Annotated in this window: 20 protein-coding genes; 8 read left to right on the forward strand and 12 right to left on the reverse strand. The window is 76.1% G+C overall.

The features are described 5' to 3' along the window. Positions 1 to 39: 39 nt before the first annotated feature. Positions 40 to 2,061 carry an OmpL47-type beta-barrel domain-containing protein gene (locus AAG589_RS18435; protein WP_430568754.1) on the forward strand — a complete coding sequence of 674 codons (2,022 nt, stop codon included), beginning with the start codon at positions 40 to 42 and terminating at the stop codon, positions 2,059 to 2,061. A 91-nt stretch (positions 2,062 to 2,152) separates the two neighbouring features. Here the strand turns inward: AAG589_RS18435 and AAG589_RS18440 are convergent, their stop codons facing one another. Further along, positions 2,153 to 2,377 (reverse strand): hypothetical protein, encoded by a 225-nt coding sequence (locus AAG589_RS18440; protein WP_430568755.1) that lies wholly within the window; start codon positions 2,375 to 2,377, stop codon positions 2,153 to 2,155. 209 nt (positions 2,378 to 2,586) lie between these two features. Between AAG589_RS18440 and AAG589_RS18445 the strand changes: the two genes are divergently transcribed. Further along, positions 2,587 to 3,294, forward strand: a complete 708-nt coding sequence (locus AAG589_RS18445) for a PAS and ANTAR domain-containing protein (protein WP_430568756.1) — start codon at positions 2,587 to 2,589, stop codon at positions 3,292 to 3,294. A 12-nt stretch (positions 3,295 to 3,306) separates the two neighbouring features. Here AAG589_RS18445 and AAG589_RS18450 read toward each other — a convergent pair whose 3' ends face one another. Continuing rightward, the gene (locus tag AAG589_RS18450) at positions 3,307 to 4,248 is read right to left on the reverse strand and encodes an AraC family transcriptional regulator (RefSeq protein ID WP_430568757.1); all 942 of its coding nucleotides are present in this window, start codon (positions 4,246 to 4,248) and stop codon (positions 3,307 to 3,309) included. A 141-nt stretch (positions 4,249 to 4,389) separates the two neighbouring features. On the opposite strand from AAG589_RS18450, the gene ggt reads away from it, so the two are divergent. Beyond that, entirely contained in the window at positions 4,390 to 6,234 is a 1,845-nt protein-coding gene (gene ggt, locus AAG589_RS18455; RefSeq protein ID WP_430568758.1) for a gamma-glutamyltransferase, read from the forward strand. Here ggt and AAG589_RS18460 read toward each other — a convergent pair. Both AAG589_RS18460 and AAG589_RS18465 read right to left on the reverse strand, forming a co-directional pair. Further along, a complete protein-coding gene (locus tag AAG589_RS18460; protein ID WP_430568759.1) occupies positions 6,224 to 6,910 on the reverse strand; it encodes a phosphonatase-like hydrolase in 687 nt (228 codons plus the stop codon). The two genes, ggt and AAG589_RS18460, sit on opposite strands and share 11 nt — an antisense overlap. 48 nt (positions 6,911 to 6,958) lie before the next feature. Next, complete coding sequence (locus AAG589_RS18465; protein ID WP_430568760.1) at positions 6,959 to 8,140, reverse strand: TIGR03364 family FAD-dependent oxidoreductase; 1,182 nt, start codon at positions 8,138 to 8,140, stop codon at positions 6,959 to 6,961. An 80-nt stretch (positions 8,141 to 8,220) separates the two neighbouring features. Between AAG589_RS18465 and AAG589_RS18470 the strand changes: the two genes are divergently transcribed. Further along, positions 8,221 to 8,949, forward strand: a complete 729-nt coding sequence (locus AAG589_RS18470) for a GntR family transcriptional regulator (protein ID WP_430568761.1) — start codon at positions 8,221 to 8,223, stop codon at positions 8,947 to 8,949. An 8-nt stretch (positions 8,950 to 8,957) separates the two neighbouring features. Here AAG589_RS18470 and AAG589_RS18475 read toward each other — a convergent pair whose 3' ends face one another. From AAG589_RS18475 to AAG589_RS18490, 4 genes are read right to left on the reverse strand one after another with little or no spacing between them, the layout of a single operon-like run. After that, positions 8,958 to 10,013: a zinc-binding dehydrogenase gene (locus AAG589_RS18475; protein ID WP_430568762.1), complete on the reverse strand. Its 1,056-nt coding sequence runs from the start codon at positions 10,011 to 10,013 to the stop codon at positions 8,958 to 8,960. Then, on the reverse strand, positions 9,989 to 11,653 hold the full coding sequence (gene phnE, locus AAG589_RS18480; protein WP_430568763.1) for a phosphonate ABC transporter, permease protein PhnE: 1,665 nt from the start codon (positions 11,651 to 11,653) through the stop codon (positions 9,989 to 9,991). The genes AAG589_RS18475 and phnE overlap by 25 nt, the downstream gene beginning before the upstream one ends. Next, the gene (gene phnC / locus AAG589_RS18485) at positions 11,650 to 12,426 is read right to left on the reverse strand and encodes a phosphonate ABC transporter ATP-binding protein (RefSeq protein ID WP_430568764.1); all 777 of its coding nucleotides are present in this window, start codon (positions 12,424 to 12,426) and stop codon (positions 11,650 to 11,652) included. The genes phnE and phnC overlap by 4 nt, the downstream gene beginning before the upstream one ends. A 2-nt stretch (positions 12,427 to 12,428) precedes the next feature. Next, positions 12,429 to 13,406 carry a phosphate/phosphite/phosphonate ABC transporter substrate-binding protein gene (locus tag AAG589_RS18490; protein WP_430568765.1) on the reverse strand — a complete coding sequence of 326 codons (978 nt, stop codon included), beginning with the start codon at positions 13,404 to 13,406 and terminating at the stop codon, positions 12,429 to 12,431. A gap of 152 nt (positions 13,407 to 13,558) precedes the next feature. Here AAG589_RS18490 and AAG589_RS18495 point away from each other — a divergent pair, with 152 nt between their 5' ends. Both AAG589_RS18495 and AAG589_RS18500 read left to right on the forward strand, forming a co-directional pair. Then, positions 13,559 to 14,749, forward strand: a complete 1,191-nt coding sequence (locus AAG589_RS18495; RefSeq protein WP_430568766.1) for an alpha-D-ribose 1-methylphosphonate 5-triphosphate diphosphatase — start codon at positions 13,559 to 13,561, stop codon at positions 14,747 to 14,749. A gap of 31 nt (positions 14,750 to 14,780) precedes the next feature. Next, on the forward strand, positions 14,781 to 15,137 hold the full coding sequence (locus AAG589_RS18500) for a DUF3592 domain-containing protein (RefSeq protein WP_430568767.1): 357 nt from the start codon (positions 14,781 to 14,783) through the stop codon (positions 15,135 to 15,137). On the opposite strand, the gene AAG589_RS18505 is transcribed toward AAG589_RS18500, so the two are convergent. Both AAG589_RS18505 and AAG589_RS18510 read right to left on the reverse strand, forming a co-directional pair. Further along, a complete protein-coding gene (locus AAG589_RS18505; protein ID WP_430568768.1) occupies positions 15,134 to 15,427 on the reverse strand; it encodes a hypothetical protein in 294 nt (97 codons plus the stop codon). The two genes, AAG589_RS18500 and AAG589_RS18505, sit on opposite strands and share 4 nt — an antisense overlap. 55 nt (positions 15,428 to 15,482) lie before the next feature. Continuing rightward, positions 15,483 to 18,404, reverse strand: a complete 2,922-nt coding sequence (locus AAG589_RS18510; protein ID WP_430568769.1) for an FAD-binding and (Fe-S)-binding domain-containing protein — start codon at positions 18,402 to 18,404, stop codon at positions 15,483 to 15,485. Between the two features lie 132 nt (positions 18,405 to 18,536). On the opposite strand from AAG589_RS18510, the gene AAG589_RS18515 reads away from it, so the two are divergent. Continuing rightward, the gene (locus AAG589_RS18515) at positions 18,537 to 19,067 is read left to right on the forward strand and encodes a DoxX family protein (protein ID WP_430568770.1); all 531 of its coding nucleotides are present in this window, start codon (positions 18,537 to 18,539) and stop codon (positions 19,065 to 19,067) included. A 6-nt stretch (positions 19,068 to 19,073) separates the two neighbouring features. Here AAG589_RS18515 and AAG589_RS18520 read toward each other — a convergent pair whose 3' ends face one another. Continuing rightward, positions 19,074 to 20,129 carry a serine hydrolase domain-containing protein gene (locus tag AAG589_RS18520; protein WP_430568771.1) on the reverse strand — a complete coding sequence of 352 codons (1,056 nt, stop codon included), beginning with the start codon at positions 20,127 to 20,129 and terminating at the stop codon, positions 19,074 to 19,076. Between the two features lie 77 nt (positions 20,130 to 20,206). On the opposite strand from AAG589_RS18520, the gene AAG589_RS18525 reads away from it, so the two are divergent. Further along, entirely contained in the window at positions 20,207 to 20,764 is a 558-nt protein-coding gene (locus AAG589_RS18525; protein WP_430568772.1) for an AAA family ATPase, read from the forward strand. Between the two features lie 6 nt (positions 20,765 to 20,770). On the opposite strand, the gene AAG589_RS18530 is transcribed toward AAG589_RS18525, so the two are convergent. Beyond that, positions 20,771 to 21,205 carry a (deoxy)nucleoside triphosphate pyrophosphohydrolase gene (locus AAG589_RS18530; protein ID WP_430568773.1) on the reverse strand — a complete coding sequence of 145 codons (435 nt, stop codon included), beginning with the start codon at positions 21,203 to 21,205 and terminating at the stop codon, positions 20,771 to 20,773. Positions 21,206 to 21,324 lie beyond the last annotated feature (119 nt).

Below are 21,324 nucleotides of genomic sequence, written 5' to 3' on the forward strand. Positions count from 1 at the left end.
ACGTCAGGCAGGACCTCCGCAGACGAAGGGAACACTGGTGTGAAGACCATCCGAGAACGATCGGGCCGGACGGCAGCGGCCGCCGCGCTCACCGCGACGGCGACGGCCGTGGCGCTGCTCGCGGGGGCGGCGCCCGCCACGGCCGAGGAGACGGGCACCGTCCCGGTCGCGGCCGACGGGTCCGTCGCCACGGACCCGGGCTTCGACGGCCCGCAGGTCACCGAGGTCCGCGTGATCAACGAGGGAAAGTTCCTCGAGATCTCCTGGGACCGGTACGTGGACGAGACCGCCGCCGTCAGCCCCGAGAACGTCACGCTCACGCAGGGCGACACGACCGTGGAGCTCACCCCGAAGCCCGCCACCGGGCCCACCGACACGATCTTCTTCGACAAGGACAACCAGCAGATCGCGGCCTCGGACGCGAACAGCATGGAACGCCTGCCCGCCGACCTGCACCTGGCGAGCATCGCCTACACCGGCGAGCTGGACCCGGACGAGCCGCTCACCGTCACGGTCGACGGGTCGCAGATCGCCGACGCCGAGGGGCGCCCCGCTCGCGACGTCACGTACACCGGCGTCCCGCGGCTCGACTACTACACGCAGTCGGTGACCACGAAGACGGGCATCGTCGTCAAGGCGAACCCGCGCGTGGACCCGGCCACGCTGGACCTGGCCGCGGCCCAGGTGGACGTGCAGCTCGGCAAGGCCGACAACGGGATCGCGGCCCGCATGGCCGACTTCGGGTGCTCGCTCGCCGTGTACGCGGCGCGCGAGAACGCCTACCTCGTGCCCGAGCACCGGGCCGGCTACGACCCGGAGATGTACGACGTCGAGGGCTACGGCGGCAGCGAGTGGAACGGGTGCGTGTCGTCGATCTCCGAGCGCAACGTGCTGCGCACGCGCGGCGACGAGAACGCGTTCCTCAACACGGGCTACCCGAACGAGAACATCCTGGTGCACGAGTTCGGCCACGCCGTGCGGCTCGTGGGCATCGAGACGCTGGCGGACCCGAGCCTCTCGGACGAGCTCTACGACGCGTACGAGAACTCCTGGGCGACCGGCCGGTGGCCGAACACCTACGCGATCAGCAACATCGACGAGTACTTCGCGACGCTGTCGGCGATCTGGTTCGACGTCATGGCCGAGAAGCCGGACTGGAGCGACGGCGTGCGCAGCCCGATCAACACCCGGGCGGAGCTCAAGGAGTACGACCCGCAGGCGTACGAGCTCCTCGCGAAGGTGTACCCCGCCGACCTGACGCTCCCCGCGCCGTGGGACGAGCCGGCGCCCGACGTCCACCACGGCGACTACACCCAGGTGCCGGAGCGGCCCGAGCGTGCCACCGCCGAGGACGTCGACTTCGCCGCCGACGCCTTCCGCATCGTCACGGACGGGATCGGCACCGAGTACCAGGTGGACCGGTACGCGGGCGACGGCGACCACCCCGAGCGCGACGTGGTCGTGTGGTCCCGGTGGGGCGACGGCGTCTGGTCGCTCGCCCCGGCCGGCGGCGGCGCGTACACGATCGCCGCGTCCGACGGCTCGGGGGCGCTCGCGGCCGTCTCCGACACCGAGGTCCGGTACGCGGGCATCACCCCGGACCCGGAGGACGCGCGGCAGCGCTGGACGTTCGTGCCGGACGCCTCCACCGCGGACGAGCCGTACGACGGACGGCTGGTCAACGCGGCCACCGGCGGCGCGCTCGACGTCGACGGCCGGACGACCTCCGGCGTCTCGCTCACGCTGTCCGACCCCGCCGACGCGACCCGGTGGCTGCTGGAGGACACGACCCGGACGGCGGCCCAGGGCGTCGGCGCCTACCTGCTGCCGGACGTCACCGCCCCCGTCGTCACGTCAGCGTGGGCGCACCCGAACCGGAAGTCCCTGACGCTCGACGCGACGGACGACGCGTCCGGCGTCGCGCTCCTGGAGTACCGGGTCGGCGGCGGCGACTGGGCCCCCTATCGCGAGGCGGTGCGGATCGGTCCGCGCGACCGCGTCGAGGCGCGCGCCACCGACCGGGCCGGCAACGTCTCGGAGATCCTCTCCGTGACGCGGTAGCCCGGACGCCGAACAGGCGGTTGGCACCGGTATGGGACGCAATATCGCCCGATACCGGTGCCAACCGCCTGTTCGGCAGTGCGTACGGTGGTCAGCCGCGCTCGTGCGCGCCGATCATCGGAAGGCCGAAGGCCAGCGCGACGGCGAGGATACCGCCGACGACCATGTACGGGTCGATGGCGGGGTTCCCGCCGGAGGCGCCGGAGCCGAGCAGCACCAGGCCGCCCACGAAGAGCACCAGCGCGCCGAGGAAGCGGCCGAGGACGGCACCGGTGGGCTCGGACTTGACGCGCGGGTTGACCTGGAAGTCGCTCATGGTCCGAGGATAGGCCGCCCCCGGCGGACAGGGCGAACGGCCCCGGCGGGCGGGCGGCCTGTCCCCCGGGCGCACACCCACGTCCCTGACCCGCACGCGCGTCCCGTGCCGCTGCGCGGGCGTGATGTGGTGGTTCACCGGCATCGAGAAGCGGTCCGGAGCAGACCGTGGTCCGGTGTCCCGGGGCCACGCATGCCCAGGAGGTGCCTGTGGACACCCACCGCTCTTTCCTCGACGCCGCCCGTGTCGACGCCACCCCTGTCGACCCCGTTCCTGGCGACCTGGCCGCCCCGGCGCACCAGCTCACCGGGTCGTTCCGCTGCCGCCTGCCCGACGAGGCGTGGTGGTGGTCGGACGAGACGTACCTGATCCACGGGTTCGAGCCCGGGGACGTCGTGCCCACGACCGCGCTGGTGCTCGCGCACAAGCACCCCGAGGACCGTGAACGGGTGCGGCAGCTCCTGGCCGGGGCCCGGCGCTCGCGTGCCCCCTTCGCCAGCCTGCACCGCATCATGGACGCGCGAGGGCACGAGCGCACGGTGGTGCTCACCGGCCAGGTCGCGCGCCCGCAGGACGGGACCGCGGCCGAGGAGCTGCGCGGGTTCGTCACGGACGTGACCTCCGGGATCGGCGAGCGGGCGTCGCGGGAGGCCTCGCGCCAGGTGGCCGACGCCGCGCGGAGCCGCGCCGCCATCGACCAGGCCAAGGGGGCGCTGAGGGTGCTCTACGGCCTCGCGGACGACGACGCCTTCACGGCCCTGCGGACCACGTCGAACGTGCGCAACGTCAAAGTGCGCGACCTCGCCGCCGCCGTCCTGGACGCCGTGGGCCGCCACGGCGCCGCGGCGCGGCAGGTCCTCGACGACCTGCTCGTCCTCGACCGGCCGGCGGCGGACCGTCCCCCCGTGGGGTCCTGACCGCAGTCGGCGTCACCGTCGCAGCGTCTGGGACGGCAGCTCGCCGTGCGCCCGCCGGTAGGCGTCGGCGAGGTGGCCGAGGTGCAGGAAGCCCCACCGGTGCGCCACCGCCGCGACGGTGGTCTCGCCCGGGTCGGCGGCGAGCAGCTCCCGGCGCACCCCGTCCAGGCGCGCCCGGCGCAGCGCCTCCCCGGGGGTGACCCCCAGCGACCGCCGGAACGCCGCCTGCAGCCCCCGGGTGGAGACGTGCACGGCGGCCGCCACGTCGTCGACCGTCAGCGGCTCGTGGGCGTGCTCGTCGATGTACGCCGTCGCCCGGCGGACGACGGGCGGCAGCACCCGCTCGGTGCCGCGGCGGAGGTCGTCGAGGGCCGTGTTGGGGAACGCGTGCAGCAGGGTGAGCACGAGATGGTGCACGAGGGAGCGCTGCAGCGCCTCCGACGACAGCGCCTCGCTGCCCTCCGTCAGCGACTGCGCGGCGTACCGCGACGCCGCCTTCCACGCGCGCGCCTCCGCCGGGCCCTGCGGACGGCCGGAGCGGAACAGGTGGCTCGGCTGGTTCCGCCCGGTCCGCCGCGTCGCCACCGCCCGCACGTACTCCCGGTCGATCGCGAACCCGCTGGTCCGCGCCGTCTCCCAGGCCGCGGTCGCGCGCTGCGGCGCGTCGAGCAGCACGGGCCCCGGGCCGAACGCCTGCCCGGCGTGCTCCAGCCGGATGTCGCCGCGCAGCTGCAGCACGACGATCGGCTCCGGCTCGTCCAGCGCCGACGTGCCGGCCATGGGGAGCGTGTGGTCGGTCCAGGCGACGTGCTCGACCGCCGCGGAACGGATGGAGAACTGGAACGCCTCCCGAGGCGCGCGCAGGTGCACGCGGGGGAAGACCGCCGCGAGCGCCTGCTCGGCCTCCTGGGCGTCCGTGGTGCGGAGCGCGAAGCCCGCGACCGGTGTCGTCATGGGCATACCGTCGCCAGTCGGCGCCCGTCTGCGCAACACGGGTGCCGCACGGCGGCGTCCCGGCGGTTCGACGGGCGGCCACGACCGATCTCGGCCAGTGTGGACGGAGCGTGACCCTGCGATCCGCCTCGGGAGGCAGCCATGGACCACCGTCGTCCCACCCGCACCGCCGCGGCGGTGGCCGCCGGGGTCCTCGCCGCCACGACCGCCGTCGTCGGGACGGCCGCGGCCACGACCACGACAGCGAGCGCCGACCCGCGCGACGACGTCAAGGTGCCCACCGCCGTCGGGTACGACGGCGCGATCAGCACGGTGGACCCGGAGGCGAGCCGCGTCGGCCTCGACGTGCTGCGCCGGGGCGGCAACGCGGTCGACGCGGCGGTGGCCGCGGCGGCCGCGCTCGGCGTCACCGAGCCGTACAGCGCCGGGGTCGGCGGCGGCGGGTACTTCGTGTACTACGACGCGTCGAGCGGCGAGGTGCAGACGATCGACGGCCGCGAGACGGCGCCGGCGGACATGCCGAACGACGCGTTCGTCGACCCGGCCACGGGCGAGCCGTACCCGTTCACCCCGGAGCTGGTGACCAGCGGCGTCTCGGTCGGCACCCCCGGCACGCCCGCCACGTGGCAGACGGCGCTGGACGAGTGGGGCACCTACTCCCTGAAGAAGGCGCTGAAGCCGGCGACGCAGCTGGCGCGGCGGGGGTTCGTCGTCGACCAGACGTTCCACGACCAGACGGCGGACAACGCCGAGCGGTTCGCCGCCTTCCCCGCCACGGCGGAGCTGTACCTGCCGGGCGGCGAGCCGCCCGCCGTGGGCAGCACGTTCCGCAACCGCGACCTGGCGGACACGTACGACCTGCTGGCGAAGCACGGCACGGACGCGTTCTACGGCGGCGACCTGGCGGCCGAGATGGTGGACGTCGTGCAGCGCCCGCAGACCTCCCCCGACACCGACCTGCCCGTGCCGCCCGGGTACCTGGACCTCGACGACCTGACCGGGTACGAGGCGCTGGTGCAGGACCCGGCCGTGTCCGACTACCGCGACTACGACGTCTACGGCATGGCGCCGTCCTCCAGCGGCGGGTCCACGGTGGGCGAGGCGCTGAACATCCTCGAGACGTTCGACCTCGCGGGCATGGACGACGCCGCCTACCTGCACCACTACCTCGAGGCGAGCGCGCTGGCGTTCGCCGACCGCGGCGCGTACGTGGGCGACCCGGCGTTCGTCGACGTCCCGCTCGACACCCTGCTGTCGGACGACTTCGCCGCCGAGCGGGCGTGCCTGCTCGACCCGGAGACGGCCGCGACGAAGCCCGTCGCCCCCGGCGACGTCGACGCCGACGACGCGGCGTGCGGCGAGACGATCGCCCCCGCCGACTCGGACACGGAGAACGTCTCGACGACGAACCTCACCGTGGTCGACAAGGACGGGAACGTCGTCGAGTACACGCTGACGATCGAGCAGACCGGCGGCTCCGGGATGCTCGTGCCGGGCCGCGGCTTCCTGCTGAACAACGAGCTCACCGACTTCTCCACCGTGTGGGCGGCGGACGACCCCAACCGCATCGAGCCGGGCAAGCGGCCCCGGTCGTCGATGGCGCCGACGATCGTGCTGCGCGACGGCGAGCCGGTGCTCGCGCTCGGGTCGCCCGGCGGCTCCACGATCATCACGACCGTGCTGCAGACCCTCACCAACCACCTCGACCGCGGGATGCCGATCGACGACGCGCTTTCCGCACCGCGGGCCGCGCAGCGCAACACCGCGACCGTCACCGCGGAGCCCGAGTTCATCGCCGCCTACGGCCCCGCGCTCGAGGAGTACGGCCACACGCTGGTGCCGGCGGGCGACGCGTTCACGTCCGCCGCGGAGATCGGCGCCGCCACGGCGGTGCAGATCGGCGACGGCGGCCTGCTCACCGCGGTCTCCGAGCCGCGGCGCCGCGGCGGCGGCGCGGCGATGGTGGTCGAGCCCGTCAGGCCGTGACCGCGGCCGGCGGCTCGGCGCCGGCCAGGACCGACGGCAGGTCGGCGACGCTGTCGACGACGTGCGTGTGCGGCGCGGCCTCGAGCACGGCCCGCGGCGCTCCCCCGCTGAGCACCCCGACGACGAGCCGGGCGCCGGCGTTCGTCCCGGCCTCGAGGTCGAGCACCGTGTCGCCGACGGTGAGCACCCGGGCGACGTCCGTGACGCCGGTGCGCTCCATCGCCCGGTGCACCATGTACGGCGCGGGGCGGCCGGCGGGCACGTCGTCGGTGGTCACGACGGCGTCCACGACCCCGTCGGCCCAGCCCAGCCGCTCGAGCAGCAGGCCGGTGACGTCGGCGGAGAAGCCCGTGGTCAGAGCGATGCGCGCGCCCCGGTCGCGCAGGTCGGCGAACGCGTCGAGCACGCCCGGCATCGCGGTGGGCGGGGTGGCGTCGTAGGCCTCGCGCAGCAGGCGCTCGAAGTCGGCGAACGCGGGCTCGACGGCGGACGGGTCGCCGCCCAGCGCCAGCAGGGCGCGGATGGCGGTGCGCTTGTCCGCGCCCATCCACCGGGCGACGTCCGCGACATCGGCGGTGCTGCCGTGCCGGCGCACGGCGTCGTGCAGCGCGCGGTAGACGGCGCTGCCCTCCTCCACGGTGGTGCCGGCGATGTCCAGGGCGGCGAGGTCGATCATGGGAGTCCTTCCGGTGGGTCGAGCGGGGTCGGTGGGTGCGCGCTGCGCTCAGGCGGCGAGCCCGGCGCGGTCGAGGACGTCGGCGGCCAGGCCGAGGCCGGTGGTCATGCCGATGCCGGTGGTCACGGTGGCGACGTGCACGCCGGGCGCGGGCTCGGCGAGGAGGAACTCCCGGCCGGGCGCGGTGGCGTAGGTGCCCTGCCAGCGCTCGACGACGCGCGGTGCCGGGCCGAGGAGGTCGTCCCGGAACAGGTCGCGGCCCAGGCGCAGGAGCACGTCGAAGCCCTCCTCGTCCTGGAACACGGGGGCGTCGTCGGCGCGCGCGTGGGTGTCGCCGAGGATCAGCGTGCCGCCCTGCGGGGTGGCCATGAGGTTGACGTCCCAGGCCGCGGCGGCGGGGTCGCCGGCGGCGAGCTCGGCCGCGACGTCGGTGGCCGACGGGCAGGCGGCGAACGCCGCGTACCGCACCATCGACCAGCCGGTGAGCAGCGGGGTCGCGAGGCCGTGCGGCGTCGCGGGCGCCACCCGCAGCATGTGCAGCCGGCAGCGCCGCAGCCCCACCTCCTCGGCGAGGTCCGGCAGCAGGCGGTCGAGGTCGTGATGCGCGGCGACCACGACGACGTCGGCCTCGAGCACGCCGCGCGTGGTCTCGACCCGGCCGGGCGCCACGGCACGGGCCGCCGTCCGCCACCGGAACGTCACGCCCCGGCTCTCCAGCCACCGGGCCAGGGCGGGCGCGGCCGCGCGGGGGTCGACGAGCAGGTCGAGCGGCAGGTGCGCTCCCCCGACCACCGGGCCCGGGCGGACGGGCACGGCCTCCCGCGTCTCCGCCGCGTCGAGGAGCCGCACCTCGTCGGGCCCCCGCTCGGCCGCGAGCTCGCCGAGCAGCCGCTGCTCGGCGGCGGTCCGCGCGACGACGTGCGTGCCCACCGGGGCGACGTCGAACCCCGCCGCGGAGCCGAGGGACAGCCAGCGCTCGCGGGCCGCGAGCGCGTACCGACGTGCGTCACCGGCCTGCGGGGTCGTGCAGACGTGCCCGAAGTTCTGCACCGAGGACCCCACCACCCCGGACGCCTGCTCGACCACCGTCACCTGGTGCCCGCGCCGGTGCGCCTCGGCGGCGGCGCCGAGCCCGACGACGCCCGCGCCCACCACGACGACGCGGCGCCCGGTCGTGCGGTCGGGGGTGACGGTCGGGGCGGTCGGGGTGGTCGTGGCGGAGCCGGTCATTGGGGTCCCTCCTGGGGTGCGGCCGGGGCGGGTGCGGGGTCGTTCACCGGACGGCCACCTGGGGCCGGTACGGTCCGGGCGTGAGCAGGGAGACGGGGCCGTCGGCGCAGATCGTGCGGGTGCTCGCGGACGAGCTCGCGGGCCTGCCGTCGGGCACGCGCGTCGCGTCCGAGGCCGAGGTCGGCCGGCGCTTCGGCGTCGGCCGCGCCGCGGCGCGTGCGGCCCTGGGCGAGCTGGAGCGCCGCATGCTCGTGAGCCGCATCCAGGGCCTCGGCACGTTCACGCGCCGTCGCGTCGACTACCTGGTCGCGCCCGGCCGCGCGCCGTCGTGGAGCCGGACCCTGCGGGAGGCGGGCGCCTCGCCGCGCACCGTCGTCCTGGCCTGCGACGACGTCCCGCTGCCGGACGACGTCGCCGCGTCGCTCGAGGCCGCTCCCGGCACCCGCGGGTTCCGGCTGGTGCGCCGGTCGCACATCGACGAGATGCCCGCCGCGTGGGGGGTCGAGTGGCTGACCCACGACCTCGTGCCGGAGCTCGCCGCCGCGCTGCGCCTCGAGGAGTCGCTGGACGCGATCCTGCGGCAGACCGCCGGGGCGCGGCCCGAGCGGGCGTGGACGCGGGCGAGCATGGAGCCGGCGCCCGAGGAGGCCAGCGACGGCCTGGGCTGCCGTCCGGGCGACCCCGCGTGGCTCATGGTGAGCCTGGCGCGCGACGGCGCCGACGGCCGGCCGCTGCTGTTCACCGAGCGGTGGGTGCGCGCCGACGCGGTGCGCGTCGTGCTGGAGCTGGGGACCGCCCGCGACGCCTGACGCGGTCCTCACGGCACCACCGCCGCGCGCGGCGCCGTCCCGGCGGGGCCGGTGAGCAGGGCGCCCACCTCGGCGAGCGGTGCGGCGGGCGTCACGAGCTCGCCCCACGGGACGGCGTCGCGCGTGCGGTCCAGGAGGTCGAGCGCCGCCCGCAGGTGCCGCGGCTCGTAGTTGTGGACGCCGGTCACGGTGAGCCAGCCCCGCACGACGCGCTCCGGGTCGAGCGGCACGGCGGGCGACGGCGCGACCGAACCGACGAGCACGAGGCGCCCGCCGACGTCGAGCGCGTCGAGGCAGCGGGCCACGGCCGGGCTCGCCCCGGACAGCTCGATCGCGACGTCGACGGAAGCGACGTCATCGTCGAGACCCAGCGCCACGGTGGCACCGAACCGCGCGGCGAGCGCACGACGGCCGGGCTCCGGGTCCGTGACGACGACCTCCGCCGCCCCGGCGTCGCGGGCCGCGACGACGGCCGCCACGCCGAGCATCCCGGCGCCGCTGACGAGCACGCGGCGGCCGGCCAGCGGGCCTGCTGCCTCGACCGCCGCCATGACGGTCGCGGTGGCGCACCCGGCGGGGGCGGCGAGGGAGTCGGGCACGGTCACCGGCACGCGGGCGACCGTCGCCCCGGCCGGCAGCACCACGTGCCGCGCGTACGTGCCGGACAGCGGCCAGCCCGAGTCGAAGGCCTCGTGCCCCACCTTGCGCACCGACCGGCACTTGGCGGTCCGGCCGTCCCGGCAGCGGTCGCACGCGCCGCACGCCACGGTGACGCCCCACACGACGCGGTCGCCCGCGGCGAGCGCGCCGCCGTCGTCGCCCACGGCGCCGCCGGGACCGACCTCGACGATCTCGCCCACGGCCTCGTGGCCCAGCACGGAGGGCGACGGCGACGACCGCCGCCCGGAGACGGTGTGCCGGTCGCTGCCGCACACGGTGGCGAGGAGCACGCGGACGAGCACCTCGCCCGGCCCGGGCGCGGGGAGCGGCACGTCGACGAGGCGGACGGCGTCGCCGCCCTCCCACAGCGCGACGGTGGTCAGGACAGCTGAGCGCGGATCCACCCGGAGAGCCTCTCGATGAGCAGGACGACGACGAAGACGAGCAGCACGATCCCGCCCGCCACCTGGAAGTGCAGGGTGCGGACGGCCTCGAAGAGCAGGAAGCCGACGCCGCCGGCGCCGACGATCCCGAGGATCGTCGACGTGCGGATGTTGACGTCCAGCAGGTACAGCCCCGACCCGACGATCGCGGGCATCCCCTGGGGCAGGACGGCGGAGAACAGGACCTTCCACCAGCCGCCGCCCACGGAGCGGACGGCCTCGGCCGGGCCGGGCGGGATCTCCTCGACGGCGTCCGCGACGAGCTTGCCGAGGAAGCCGATCGACCCGATGCCGAGCGCGACGGCGCCCGCGACGGGCCCGAGCCCGACGGCGGCGACGAAGACGACGGCGAGGATCAGCTCCGGGATGGCGCGCACCACGAGGATCACGGTGCGGGCCGCCGCGTACACGAGCGGGTGGGGCGCCACGGTGCGCGCGGCGAGCAGGCCGAGCGGCAGGGACAGCAGCACGCCGATGCCCGTGGCGGACAGGCCGATGGCGAGCGTCTGCAGCAGCGCCTCCCACAGCGCCGGCCCCAGCGTGGTGAGGTCGGGCGGGACGGTGCGCCCGGCCACCGCGAGCAGGTCGGGGATCGACGTGACCAGCGCGAGCGGGTCGATGTCGAGGCGCACGAACGACACGACGAGCAGCGCGGCGGCCGCCGTCGCCGAGACGAACCGGACCGCACGGTCCCGCGCGTACCGGGGGTGCTTCGGCGCGAGCAGCGTGCGGCGGATCGCCACCGACAGCAGCTCCATGCCCGCCACCAGCACGAGGATCACCAGCACGATGCCCATGGCCTTGGGGTAGACGAGGCCGCGCAGCGCGTCCTGCAGGGCGAAGCCGATGCCGCCCGCGCCGACGAAGCCGAGCACCACGGAGGTGCGCAGGTTGATGTCGACGCGGTAGACGAACGCGGACACCCACGCGGGCACGACCTGCGGCACGACGCCGTTCAGCAGCTCGCGCACCCGCCCCACGCCGACGGCGCGCACGGCCTCGCGCGGGCCGGGGTCGGCGCCCTCGACGGCGTCGGCGAACAGCTTGCCCAGCATGCCCACGGAGTGCAGCGCCAGGGCGAGCACGCCGGGCAGCACGCCGAGCCCCAGCGCCCGGACGAACAGCACGGCGAAGACCAGGTCGGGCACGGCGCGGCAGAACGTGATGATCCCTCGGGCGACGGCCGCCACCGCGGGGTGCGGCGTCGTCGTGCGGGCCGCGAGGAAGGCCAGCGGCACGGACAGCACCGTCGCGAGCACGGTGCCGAGGAACGCCATGAGCACGGTGTCGAGCGCGAGGGTCGCGATGCGGGCCGGGTCGGACAGCTCCGGCGGCACCATCCGCCCGAGCAGGTTCGCCACGTCCTCCCCGCCCGCGACGAGCGTCGGGAGGTCCAGGCCGATGGCCGACGACGCCACCAGCGCCAGCACGACGGACCCGCCGGCCAGCCAGCGGATCACCCGCCGGCCGGGGTCCGCCGGCGGGCGGAGCGGGTCGCGGCGCCGCCCCGGACCGCCCGGCCCGTCGGTGCCCGCGGGGCCGCCGTCGCGCCGGGCGGGCGCCGTCCTGGACTGCGCGGGCGCCACCGGGGCCGCCGTCATGCCGCCACCGCCGCGGGCTCGACCCGCCGGTAGATCGCCATCGCCTCGTCCTTGGTGAGGCCCGCCGCGGGCCGGTCCAGCACCTTCTCGCCCTGCCGCAGGCCCACGAGCCGGTCGGCCCAGCCGAGCGCGAGGTCCACCTGGTGCAGGGTGCACAGCACGGTCAGGCCCTCCTCGGCGCAGACGCGCACGAGCAGGTCCATCACGGTGCCGGCGTTCTCGGGGTCGAGGGACGCGACCGGCTCGTCCGCGAGCACCAGCTGGGGCCGCTGCATCAGCGTCCGGGCGAGGGCGACGCGCTGCTGCTGGCCCCCGGACAGCGTGTCGGCGCGCTGGTAGGCCTGGTCGGCCAGCCCGACCCGCTCGATGTGCGCCATCGCCTCCGCGCGCATCCGCCGCGAGTACGTCGAGACGCCGTAGCGGGGCCCGCGGACGCGGCCCAGGCCCCCGATCAGCACGTTCTCCAGGCAGGTGAGCCGGCCCACCAGGTTGAACTGCTGGAACACGAAGCCGACGTCGGTGCGCAGGTGCCGCAGCTCCCGGGCCGACGCCCGGTCGACGCGCGTGCCCGCCACCGTCACCTCGCCCTCGCTGGGCCGGTGCAGCCCGTTGAGGCAGCGCAGCAGCGTCGACTTGCCGGAGCCGGACAGCCCCAGCAGCACGACGAGCTCGCCGCGCGCCACGTCCAGGTCCACCCCCGCGAGCGCCGTCGTCCCGTCGAACTCCTTGCGGAGGCCGCGGACCCGCACCAGGGGCTCGTCGCCGGCGTGCACGGTCAGCCCTCCTGGCACTTGTCGGACTTGGTGATGGTGCAGACCTCGCGGGTGCCGTCGTAGTCCGCGTCCTCGGCGGGCACGAAGCCCCACGCGTCCTCGTCGGTAAGCAGGCAGTCGCCGTCGCAGTAGCCGTGCTCCTTGAGGTAGTCGGCGTTGGCCTTCTCGGTGAGCAGGGTGCGCAGCTTCTCGTTGACGTCGGCGCCGAGGGCGTCGTTGCCGACGAAGAGGGAGCCCGAGATGGTCTCCGACTTCCAGACCTCCTTGAGGTCGCCCTCCTTCAGGTCGCCGGCGGCGGGCAGCGTCTCCTCCACCATCGACTGCATCGCGAAGCCGACCTCGCAGTCGCCGGACGCGACGGCCAGCGCGGACGCGTCGTGCCCGCCCGCGTACACCGGCTCCACGCCCGCGGCGACGTCCTTCTCCGTGCCGGAGGCGATGACGCCCGCGTCGATCAGGCCGGCGCTCGGGTACAGGAAGCCGGACGTGGACCCCGGGTCGACGAAGCACACCGACTTCCCCGCGAAGTCCTCCAGGCCGTCCACGGCGTCGTTGTCGCCCTGCGTGATGCCGAGCGAGTAGTAGCCCGGCTCGGCGCCCTTCTCCGCGATGACGGAGGCCAGCGGCGTGATCGCGGCGTCGTTGTGGGTCGCGAGCACGTACCCGAACGACCCGAGGAAGGCGAGGTCCACCTTGTCGGCGATGAGCCCCTCGATGACGCCCGCGTAGTCGGAGGCCTGGCTGACCTCGACCGTCGCGCCGGTCTCGTCCTCGAGCATCGCGATGATCGGGTCGTAGCCCTCGGCGAGGTTGGTCGAGTTCTCCGCCGGGATGGCGCCGAGGCGCAGCACCTCCGGGAAGCCCTGGTCGGTGGTGCCGCCGCCGGCGGACGCCGTGCCCAGGGCACCGCAGCCGGACAGTGTCAGGGCCGCGGCGCCGGCGAGCGCCACGGCGGCGAGGGTCGTCCTGGTGGTCTTCATGTCGTCTCCGGTCGATGGCGGGCGGCGGGGGCGCCGATCCCGGCGCCGGACAGGAGTCTGGGAGCGCGCGACGACGCGCCGGCCCCGCGGAGATGAACGGCACGTGAAGCCTCGTTAACCGTCTCGCCAGGTCGTCCGGACAAGATGCGCCCGTGCTCACCGCGCCCCGCCCCACGACCGCCTGGCCGGTCGGCGCCCCGCCCGCGCAGTGGTCGCTCTCCGGCGTCCGCGCCGTCCTGCCCGACCGCGTCGTGGACGACGCGCGGCTCGTGGTGCGGGACGGCGTCGTCGAGGAGGTGGGCGAGCGGCCGCCGGGCTTCCGGGCCGACCTCGACGGCGGCGGCGCGCTGCTGCTGCCCGGGCTGGTCGACGTGCACACCGACGTTCTCGCGCACGAGCACCGCCCGCGGCCCGGCGCGGAGCTGCCCCTCGACCTCGCGGTGCGCACGGCCACCGACCGGCTGGCGGCGGGCGGCGTGCTCACCGCCTTCCACGGCGTCGCGTTCGGGGAGCGCACGCCCGTCGGGCTCACGGCCCCGGAGCCGGGGCCCGGGCCCGTGCTGTCGGCGCTGCGCGACCCGGTCGCCGGGGCCGGAGGGGCGCGCGTGCTGCACCGCGTCGACATCCGGTGCCCCGCCGGGCTCGAGGACCTCGAGGCGGCGCTCGACGCCGCCGTCGGAGACGTGCCGCCGCTCGTCTCCCACGAGGACCACACTCCGGGCATCGGGCAGTACGCCGACCCGGCCACGATGGAGCGCTTCCTGGTGGCGCGCGAGGGGATGTCGCCGACCGACGCCCGCGCGCACGTGGCCGCGTGGCGTGCCGAGCGCGAGGAGCGGTCGGACGTCGCCGCGGCCGCCCTCGACCGGCTGGGCGCGTGGGCGCGCGCCGGGCGCGTCCGGCTCGCCGGGCACGACCCCGAGACCCGCGCCGACGTCGAGGCGCTGGCGGCCCGGGGCGGCACGGTCGCGGAGTTCCCCACGACGCTCGAGGCGGCGCTCGCGGCGCGCGAGCACGGGCTGCACGTCGTGGCGGGCGGCCCGAACGCCGTCCGCGGCTCCTCCCACGCGGCGAACGTCTCCGCGCGCGAGCTCGTCGCGCACGGCCTCGTCGACGCGCTCGCGTCCGACTACGTGCCGTCGTCCCTGCTCACGGCGGTCGAGGTGCTGGTCCGCGAGCGGCTCACCGACCTGCCGGGCGCCGTCGCGCTGGTGACCTCCGGGCCCGCGCGGGCGGCGGGCCTGACCGACCGCGGCGCCCTGGTGCCCGGCGCCCGGGCCGACGTCGTCCTCGTCCGCCGCGCCGGGCGGTGGCCCACCATCGTCGCGGCCCTGCGCGCCTGACGGCACGGCGGCGTCGCGAGAGGATGGGCGCGTGCCAGGCGACCTCCTCCCCCTCGTGCTCGGCGTCGTGTTCTTCGGCGGCTTCCTCGTCTACATCGTGTCGCTCTTCGTCCGCGACGCCCGCATCGACGGCCGCGGCCGGCCCACCACCGCGCTGATCGTGGCCGCCCGGCCGACGGCCGCCCGCAGCGGGGACTCGCAGGTCGTCGAGTTCACGCTGCGGTTCACCGACCCTCAGACGGGCGTCGAGCACACGGTCGTCCACCGCGACGCGCCCGGCGAGTTCCGCGCGCCCCGGGTCCAGCCGGGCATGACCGTCCCGGTGAAGTTCCTGCCGGAGAAGCCCACGACGCTCCAGTTCGACTGGAATGCCGTGGACGGCGGCTAGAGCCGGTGCGGCTGCTTCTCCTGCCCGATGAGGGTGCGCCGGTCGAGGTGGCGGAGCTCGTCGGTCTGGCCGGCGCCGTCGGGCGTGACGCGGGGCACGCGCGCACGCTGACGGTGCCGCATCGCGCGCGCCGTCCCCCAGCAGAGGGCGACGACGAGCAGCACCCACACCACCTGGAGGGCGAGCTCGAGACCGTCCGCGAGCGGCACCGTGAACAGCACGACGGTCGCGACGACCAGCAGGCCCAGCCCGACCGCCGCCACGACCCCACCGCGCCGCGCGAAGCTCACGGGAACCACGGTAGCGACGGACGCGCTCGGGGGCACGGCGACGGGTGCGACGCGCTCAGCGGGTCGCGGCCTCCAGCAGCTCCAGCACGTGCACGTAGTCGCGGCCGGTGGCGCGCGCCATGCCCATCTCGCAGGTGCGGTTGTTCGAGACGTAGGCGTCGTACCGGCCGCCGGGCAGCGCCCGCTCCCCCGCGGCGACGTCGGACGCCTCGGCGTGCGTCGCCGCGGCGGTGAGCTCGGGGTGCAGCATCCCGCGGTCGCCGGCGAAGCCGCAGCAGCCCCACGCGGCGGGCACGACGGCGTCGTCGGCGACGGCCTCCGCGACGGCGCGCAGGTCGTCCACGGCGCCCAGGTGCACGGTCGCGCACGTGGGGTGCACCACGACGCTCCCCTGCCGCGCGACGTCGACGCCGCGGTCCGCGAGCGCCGGCAGCACGTCGGTGTGCACGAACGTCACGGCGTCGACGATGCGCAGGGCCGCGAACCGCTCCGCGTCCTCGCCGGACAGGTGGTGCGGCGTCTCGACCAGGCCGTGCGTGCAGCTCGACGCGTCGCACACGACCGGCAGCTGCCCGCCGCGCGACGCCGTCCACAGCGCGTCCAGCACCTGCCGCGCCATCCGGGCCGCGCCGTCCGGCAGGCCCTTGCTCACCCACGGCGTGCCGCAGCACAGGCCGCCGATCCCCTCCGGCACGGCCAGGCCGATGCCGGCCCGCTCGCACAGCGCGCGGAACGCCGCCTCCGCGCCGACATTCGTGGATTGAGCCTGTCGAAATCCAGGGACCGGGGTCTCGACAGGCTCACCCGGCGGGGCCGGCGCGAACAGCTCGCCCATGCAGGAGGCGAACAGCACGGCCCGGGGCTCTCCGGGTACCCCCTCGGCCTCGCGTCGCGGCCCAGGGCCCGGCAGGTCGCCGTCGACGCGCGGCACGACGTCGGTGCCGACGACGCCGCGCGCGACCTCCGACGCGACGTGCACCAGAGGCGTCGGCACCTTCTGCACCACGCCCAGCGCCCCGCGCAGCACGTCGACGACCGGCCCCCAGGACCCCGCGAGCGCCTCCCCGCCCTGCTGCACGAGCGCGGGGTTCGACCGTGTCCGGTGCCCCTTCATCACCACGCCGGTGTCGATGCCCACCGGGCAGGCCTCGACGCACATGGAGTCCGCGGCGCACGTCTGCACGCCCCAGTACCGGTAGGCGCGCTGCAGCTCCTCCCGCTCGTCCTCGGGCGCGACGGCCAGCTCCTTGAGCAGCGCGATCCGCTGCCGCGGCGTCGTCGTCAGGGTGCGGGACGGGCAGCCGGGCTCGCAGTAGCCGCACTCCACGCACCGGTCGACGAGCGGCGCGTCCTCGCCGCCCGCGGAGGCCTCCACCTTGAGGTCGCGCAGGTGCTCGCGCGGGTCGTCGGTGAGGAGCACCCCCGGGTTGAGCAGCCCGCGCGGGTCGAACAGCCGCTTGATCTCGCGCATCACGGCGTACAGTTCGTCGCCGTACTGGCGGCGCACGAACGGCGCCATGATGCGGCCGGTGCCGTGCTCGGCCTTGAGCGAGCCGCCGCGGCCCAGGATCAGGTCGACGAGGTCGTCGCTGAACGCCGCGTACCGGTCGAGCTCCGCGGCGTCGCCGAGCCGCGGCGTGATCATGAAGTGCAGGTTGCCGTCCTTGGCGTGCCCGAAGGTCACGGCTTCGTCGTTCAGGCTGCCGTCGTACCCGTGGCGGGCGAAGAGGCCGCCGAGGTCGCGCACGGTGCCGGTGAGGTCGGGCACGGGGACGACGACGTCCTCCAGCAGCGCCGTCGCGCCCGCCGGGCGGGCGCCCGCGACCGCCGTGTACAGGCCCTTGCGCGCGCGCCACAGGCGCTCGCGCGTGGCGGGGTCGCTGGTGAGGGTGGCGGGCAGCTCGAGGGCGAGCCCGTCGACGACGGCGCGGGCGGCGTCCTGCAGCGGGGCCAGCGCGTCGTCGGTCGCGGCGCGGTACTCGACGAGCAGCGCCGTCTGGCCCGTGATGCCGGCGCCCGCGGCCAGCGCGCGCATCGAGGGGTCCGCCCTGGGGTCGGCCGCCGCGACGCGCAGCGACGCCGCGTCCATGAGCTCGATCGCCTCGGGCCCGGAGGCGCCCAGCGGCACGAGCGCGTCCGTGGCGCGCTCGAGCGAGTCGAAGACCAGCAGCGTCGTCGCGACCTTGGTCAGCAGCGGCACCGTGCGGAAGGTGACGTCCGCGACCCAGCCCAGCGTGCCCTCCGAGCCGATCATCAGGTGCTCGAGGATCCTCACCGGGGCGTCGTGGTCCAGCAGCGCGTTCACCGAGTAGCCCATGGTGTTCTTCATCGCGAACTGCCGCTCGATCTCGGCGCGCATCGTCGCGCTGCCCCGCACCCGGTCGCGCAGCTCGGCGAGGCCGCGGTGCAGCTCCGGCTCCAGGGCGGCCAGGCGCGCGTCGGCGTCCGAGGCCCCCGTGTCGATCACGGTGCCGCTCGGCAGCACCACGGTCATCGACTCCACCGTCCGGTACGCGGTGCGCGTGGTGCCCGACGACATCCCGGAGGAGTTGTTGGCCACCACTCCCCCGACGGTGCACGCGACCTCGCTGGCCGGGTCCGGCCCCAGCCGCCGCCCGCGCGGCGCCAGGTGTCCGTTGACCAGGCGCAGCGTGGCGCCGGGCTGGCAGCGCACCCGGTCCCCGCCGTCGAGCACCTCCACGCGCGCGAACCGCGTGCGCGTGTCGATCAGCATCCCCGCGCCCGACGCCTGCCCCGACAGGCTGGTGCCGCCCGAGCGGAACGTCACCGGCAGGCCGCGGCGGCTCGCCTCCCGCAGCGCCGCGACCACGCCGTCGACGTCGTGCGCCCGCACCACCGCCTCCGGGCGCAGCAGGTAGTGCGACGCGTCGTGCGCGTGGGCCACCCGCGTCAGCAGGTCCGTCCGCAGCTCGTAGCCCGACGTCGGACGGTCGCGGTGGCTCGCCGTTGACACCATGGGCCCAGTTCAGCAGCCCCGCACGCCCGGCGCGACCCACCTCTGCCCACGGGCCCGGCTTGCGAGACCGCCCCCGCGGCCGGAGCGTGACGGAAGGACACCCGGCACGCGAGACGGAGGGCGGCGAGGTCGATGCAGCTGGCGCGGACGGTAGGCAGGATCACGATCGGCGGGCTGTTCGTGGCGCACGGCACGCAGAAGCTGTTCGGATGGTTCGGCGGGCCCGGCCTCGACGGGACCGAGGGGATGATGACGGCGCTCGGGTACCACCCTCCGCGGCAGCAGGCCGTCACCGCCGGCGTGGTGGAGGCGGGGGCAGGCGCGCTGCTCGCCCTCGGGCTGGGGACGCCCCTCGCGGCGGCCGGCCTCACCGGGGTCATGGCCTCCGCGGTCCGCGACGTGCACGCCTCGAAGGGCCTGTGGAACTCGAACGGGGGCTACGAGTACAACCTGGTGCTCGTGGCGGCGCTCGCGGACCTCGCCGAGGGCGGCCCGGGCGAGCTGTCGCTGGACCGTGCCCTCGGGATCGAGCGGCGCGGCGCCCGCTGGGCGGTGGGCGCCGTCGCCCTGGGGGTGTCCGCGTCGTTCCTCAACGCAGCGCTGAGCCGGCGGCTGCGCGCACGGCAGCAGGACGGCACGGACGACGACACCGCGACGGCGTGATCGCGTTCACCATCCCGTCGAGGAGGGCCGCTGCCGGCCCGCGGGCCCGCAGAGCGCCGCCAGCCGCCGGCGCCGCGCCACGACGCTCGCCGCCCGCCCGCCGTGCACCCGGTTCGTCAGCAGCACGGCGGTCGCGCCCGTGCCGAGGTCGACGACGAACGACGTCCCCGTGAACCCCGCGTGCCCCACCTGGTCTCCCGAGACCATGAACCCGGGGTCGCCGCGCCGCAGCCCGAGCGCCTGACCCCATGCCGCGCCCGCGCGGCGAGCGACGTCGTCCGGCTCGACCAGCGCGCGCCACGACGCCTCGCTCACCACCTGCCGACCGCTCGCCGCCCCGCGGCCCGCGACCAGCGCCGCCAGCCGCGCGACGTCGTCCAGCGTGCCGAACAGCCCCGCGTTGCCCACCGGGCGGCCCAGCGCCGCGGCCAGCTCGTCGTGCACGCGGCCGGTCGGCGTGCCCGGCTCGGTCGGGGCGACGTCCGCGGCGTCGACGACGTCCACCGGCGACCACCGCAGCCCGGCCGCCCCGAGCGGTGCCCCGACGCGCCGCGCGACCGTGCGGTCGAGCCGCTCACCGGCGAGCTCCTCCAGGAGCAGGCCCAGCGTGACGAAGCCCAGGCAGGAGTACGCGTGCGCCTCCCCCGGCGGGGCGACCGGCGGGCCGACGGCGTCGGCGAGGACGGCGTCGGGGTCGGCCGTGTCACGCCAGGCGAGCGAGCTGGGGCGCAGGCCCGCGGTGTGCGTGAGCAGGTGGCGCGCCGTGGCGCCGGTGGACGTCGCGGGCACGTCGAGCACCTCGCGGGCGGGCGCGTCGAGGTCGAGCAGACCGTCGTCGACGAGCGTCGCCGCGGTGACGGCCACGAACGCCTTCGTCACCGACGCGAGGTCGAACCGGGTCGCCGGGCCCGTCGCCCCGGGGCCCTGCCCGCCGCCCGGGTGGTCCGCGAACGCGCGGTCCGTGCCCGCCGCCGTCGCCACGAGGGCCGCCGCGCACGACCACCCCTCGTCGTCGCCGCGCCCGTCGAGGAGCCCGGGTCCGGCGGGGTCGGGGTGCGGCACGGGTGCTCCGTCCTTCGCGGTCGACGTCGACCACGGGTCTGGGGTGCTGGCGGCTGCGGCCACCGTACTCTCGGCGGGTGCCCCGCGACTCCCCCGCTCCCCCGACCGCCGGCGCAGCCCGCCGCATCCTCGTCGCCGGCACGTCCGGGGCGGGCAAGACGACGCTCTGCGGTCGCGTCTCGGCCGCCCTCGGCCTGCCCTACACGGAGCTGGACGGCCTGCACCACGGCCCCGGCTGGGTGCCCCGCCCCGAGTTCGAGGACGACGTGCGTGCCGTGGCCGCGCAGGACGCGTGGGTCAGCGAGTGGCAGTACGCGGCGGTGCGACCGCTCCTGCTGGCGCGGGCCGAGCTGCTGGTCTGGCTCGACCTGCCGGTGCCCGTCGTCCTGTGGCAGGTCGCGCGGCGCACCGTGCGCCGCAGCCTGCGGCGGACCGAGCTGTGGAACGGGAACGTCGAGCCGCCCCTGCGCACGATCTTCTCCGACCGCGACCACATCCTGCGGTGGGCGTGGCGCACCCGGCACACGCTCCGCGGGCTCGACGGACGCGTGGCCTGCGAGGCGCCGCATGTGCGGGTCGTGCGCCTGCGCAGCCGCCGCGAGGTGGAGCGCTGGGTGCACGGCCTGCGGGGGTGAACGAGCTCAGCGGGACGCGTCCACCGGGTCCAGCGTGCCGGCGAGCTCCTCGACGATCCGGACGTCGCCGTCCAGCCAGTCGACGTCGAGCAGCGACGTCCGGTCCAGCCAGCGCAGGTCGTCGTGCTCCACGAGCGGCCGCGGCTCGCCCTCGACCACGGTCGCGAACCAGAGCCGCAGCACGTGCCGGTCGGTGATGATCCAGCCGCCGTCGTCGGGGCCGGGCACCTCGGCGCCGAGCTCGACGCGCACCCCCAGCTCCTCGTGCAGCTCCCGGTGCAGCGCCTCGACCGCCGTCTCCCCCGGGTCCACCTTGCCGCCCGGGAACTCCCACCGGCCCACGAGGTGCGCCGGCCGGCTCCGTCGGGCCGCGAGCAGGCGCGCGGGGCGGTCGAGGTCGTCGACGATCGCGGCGGCGACCACGAGGCGGCGAGCTGTCATGGTGCGAGTCTGCCATCCGGCACCCCGCGACCCGGGACCGACGGCGTCCGCCGCACGTCCGGGCCCGGACGTGCGAGAGCCCCGCACCGACGACCTCCCCTGTCGTCGAAGCGGGGCTC

This window comes from Isoptericola sp. F-RaC21, assembly GCF_038593535.1.
Classification (GTDB): Bacteria; Actinomycetota; Actinomycetes; order Actinomycetales; family Cellulomonadaceae; genus Isoptericola.

Excerpts from the sequence above, each read along its gene's own strand:
- phnE (WP_430568763.1), bottom strand. The coding sequence starts at position 11,653 with ATGACGGCGGCCCCGGTGGCGCCCGCGCAGTCCAGGACGGCGCCCGCC.
- AAG589_RS18530 (WP_430568773.1), bottom strand. The coding sequence starts at position 21,205 with ATGACAGCTCGCCGCCTCGTGGTCGCCGCCGCGATCGTCGACGACCTC.
- AAG589_RS18450 (WP_430568757.1), bottom strand. The coding sequence starts at position 4,248 with ATGACGACACCGGTCGCGGGCTTCGCGCTCCGCACCACGGACGCCCAG.
- AAG589_RS18510 (WP_430568769.1), bottom strand. The coding sequence starts at position 18,404 with ATGGTGTCAACGGCGAGCCACCGCGACCGTCCGACGTCGGGCTACGAG.
- AAG589_RS18490 (WP_430568765.1), bottom strand. The coding sequence starts at position 13,406 with ATGAAGACCACCAGGACGACCCTCGCCGCCGTGGCGCTCGCCGGCGCC.
- ggt (WP_430568758.1), top strand. The coding sequence starts at position 4,390 with ATGGACCACCGTCGTCCCACCCGCACCGCCGCGGCGGTGGCCGCCGGG.
- AAG589_RS18440 (WP_430568755.1), bottom strand. The coding sequence starts at position 2,377 with ATGAGCGACTTCCAGGTCAACCCGCGCGTCAAGTCCGAGCCCACCGGT.
- AAG589_RS18460 (WP_430568759.1), bottom strand. The coding sequence starts at position 6,910 with ATGATCGACCTCGCCGCCCTGGACATCGCCGGCACCACCGTGGAGGAG.
- AAG589_RS18515 (WP_430568770.1), top strand. The coding sequence starts at position 18,537 with ATGCAGCTGGCGCGGACGGTAGGCAGGATCACGATCGGCGGGCTGTTC.
- AAG589_RS18465 (WP_430568760.1), bottom strand. The coding sequence starts at position 8,140 with ATGACCGGCTCCGCCACGACCACCCCGACCGCCCCGACCGTCACCCCC.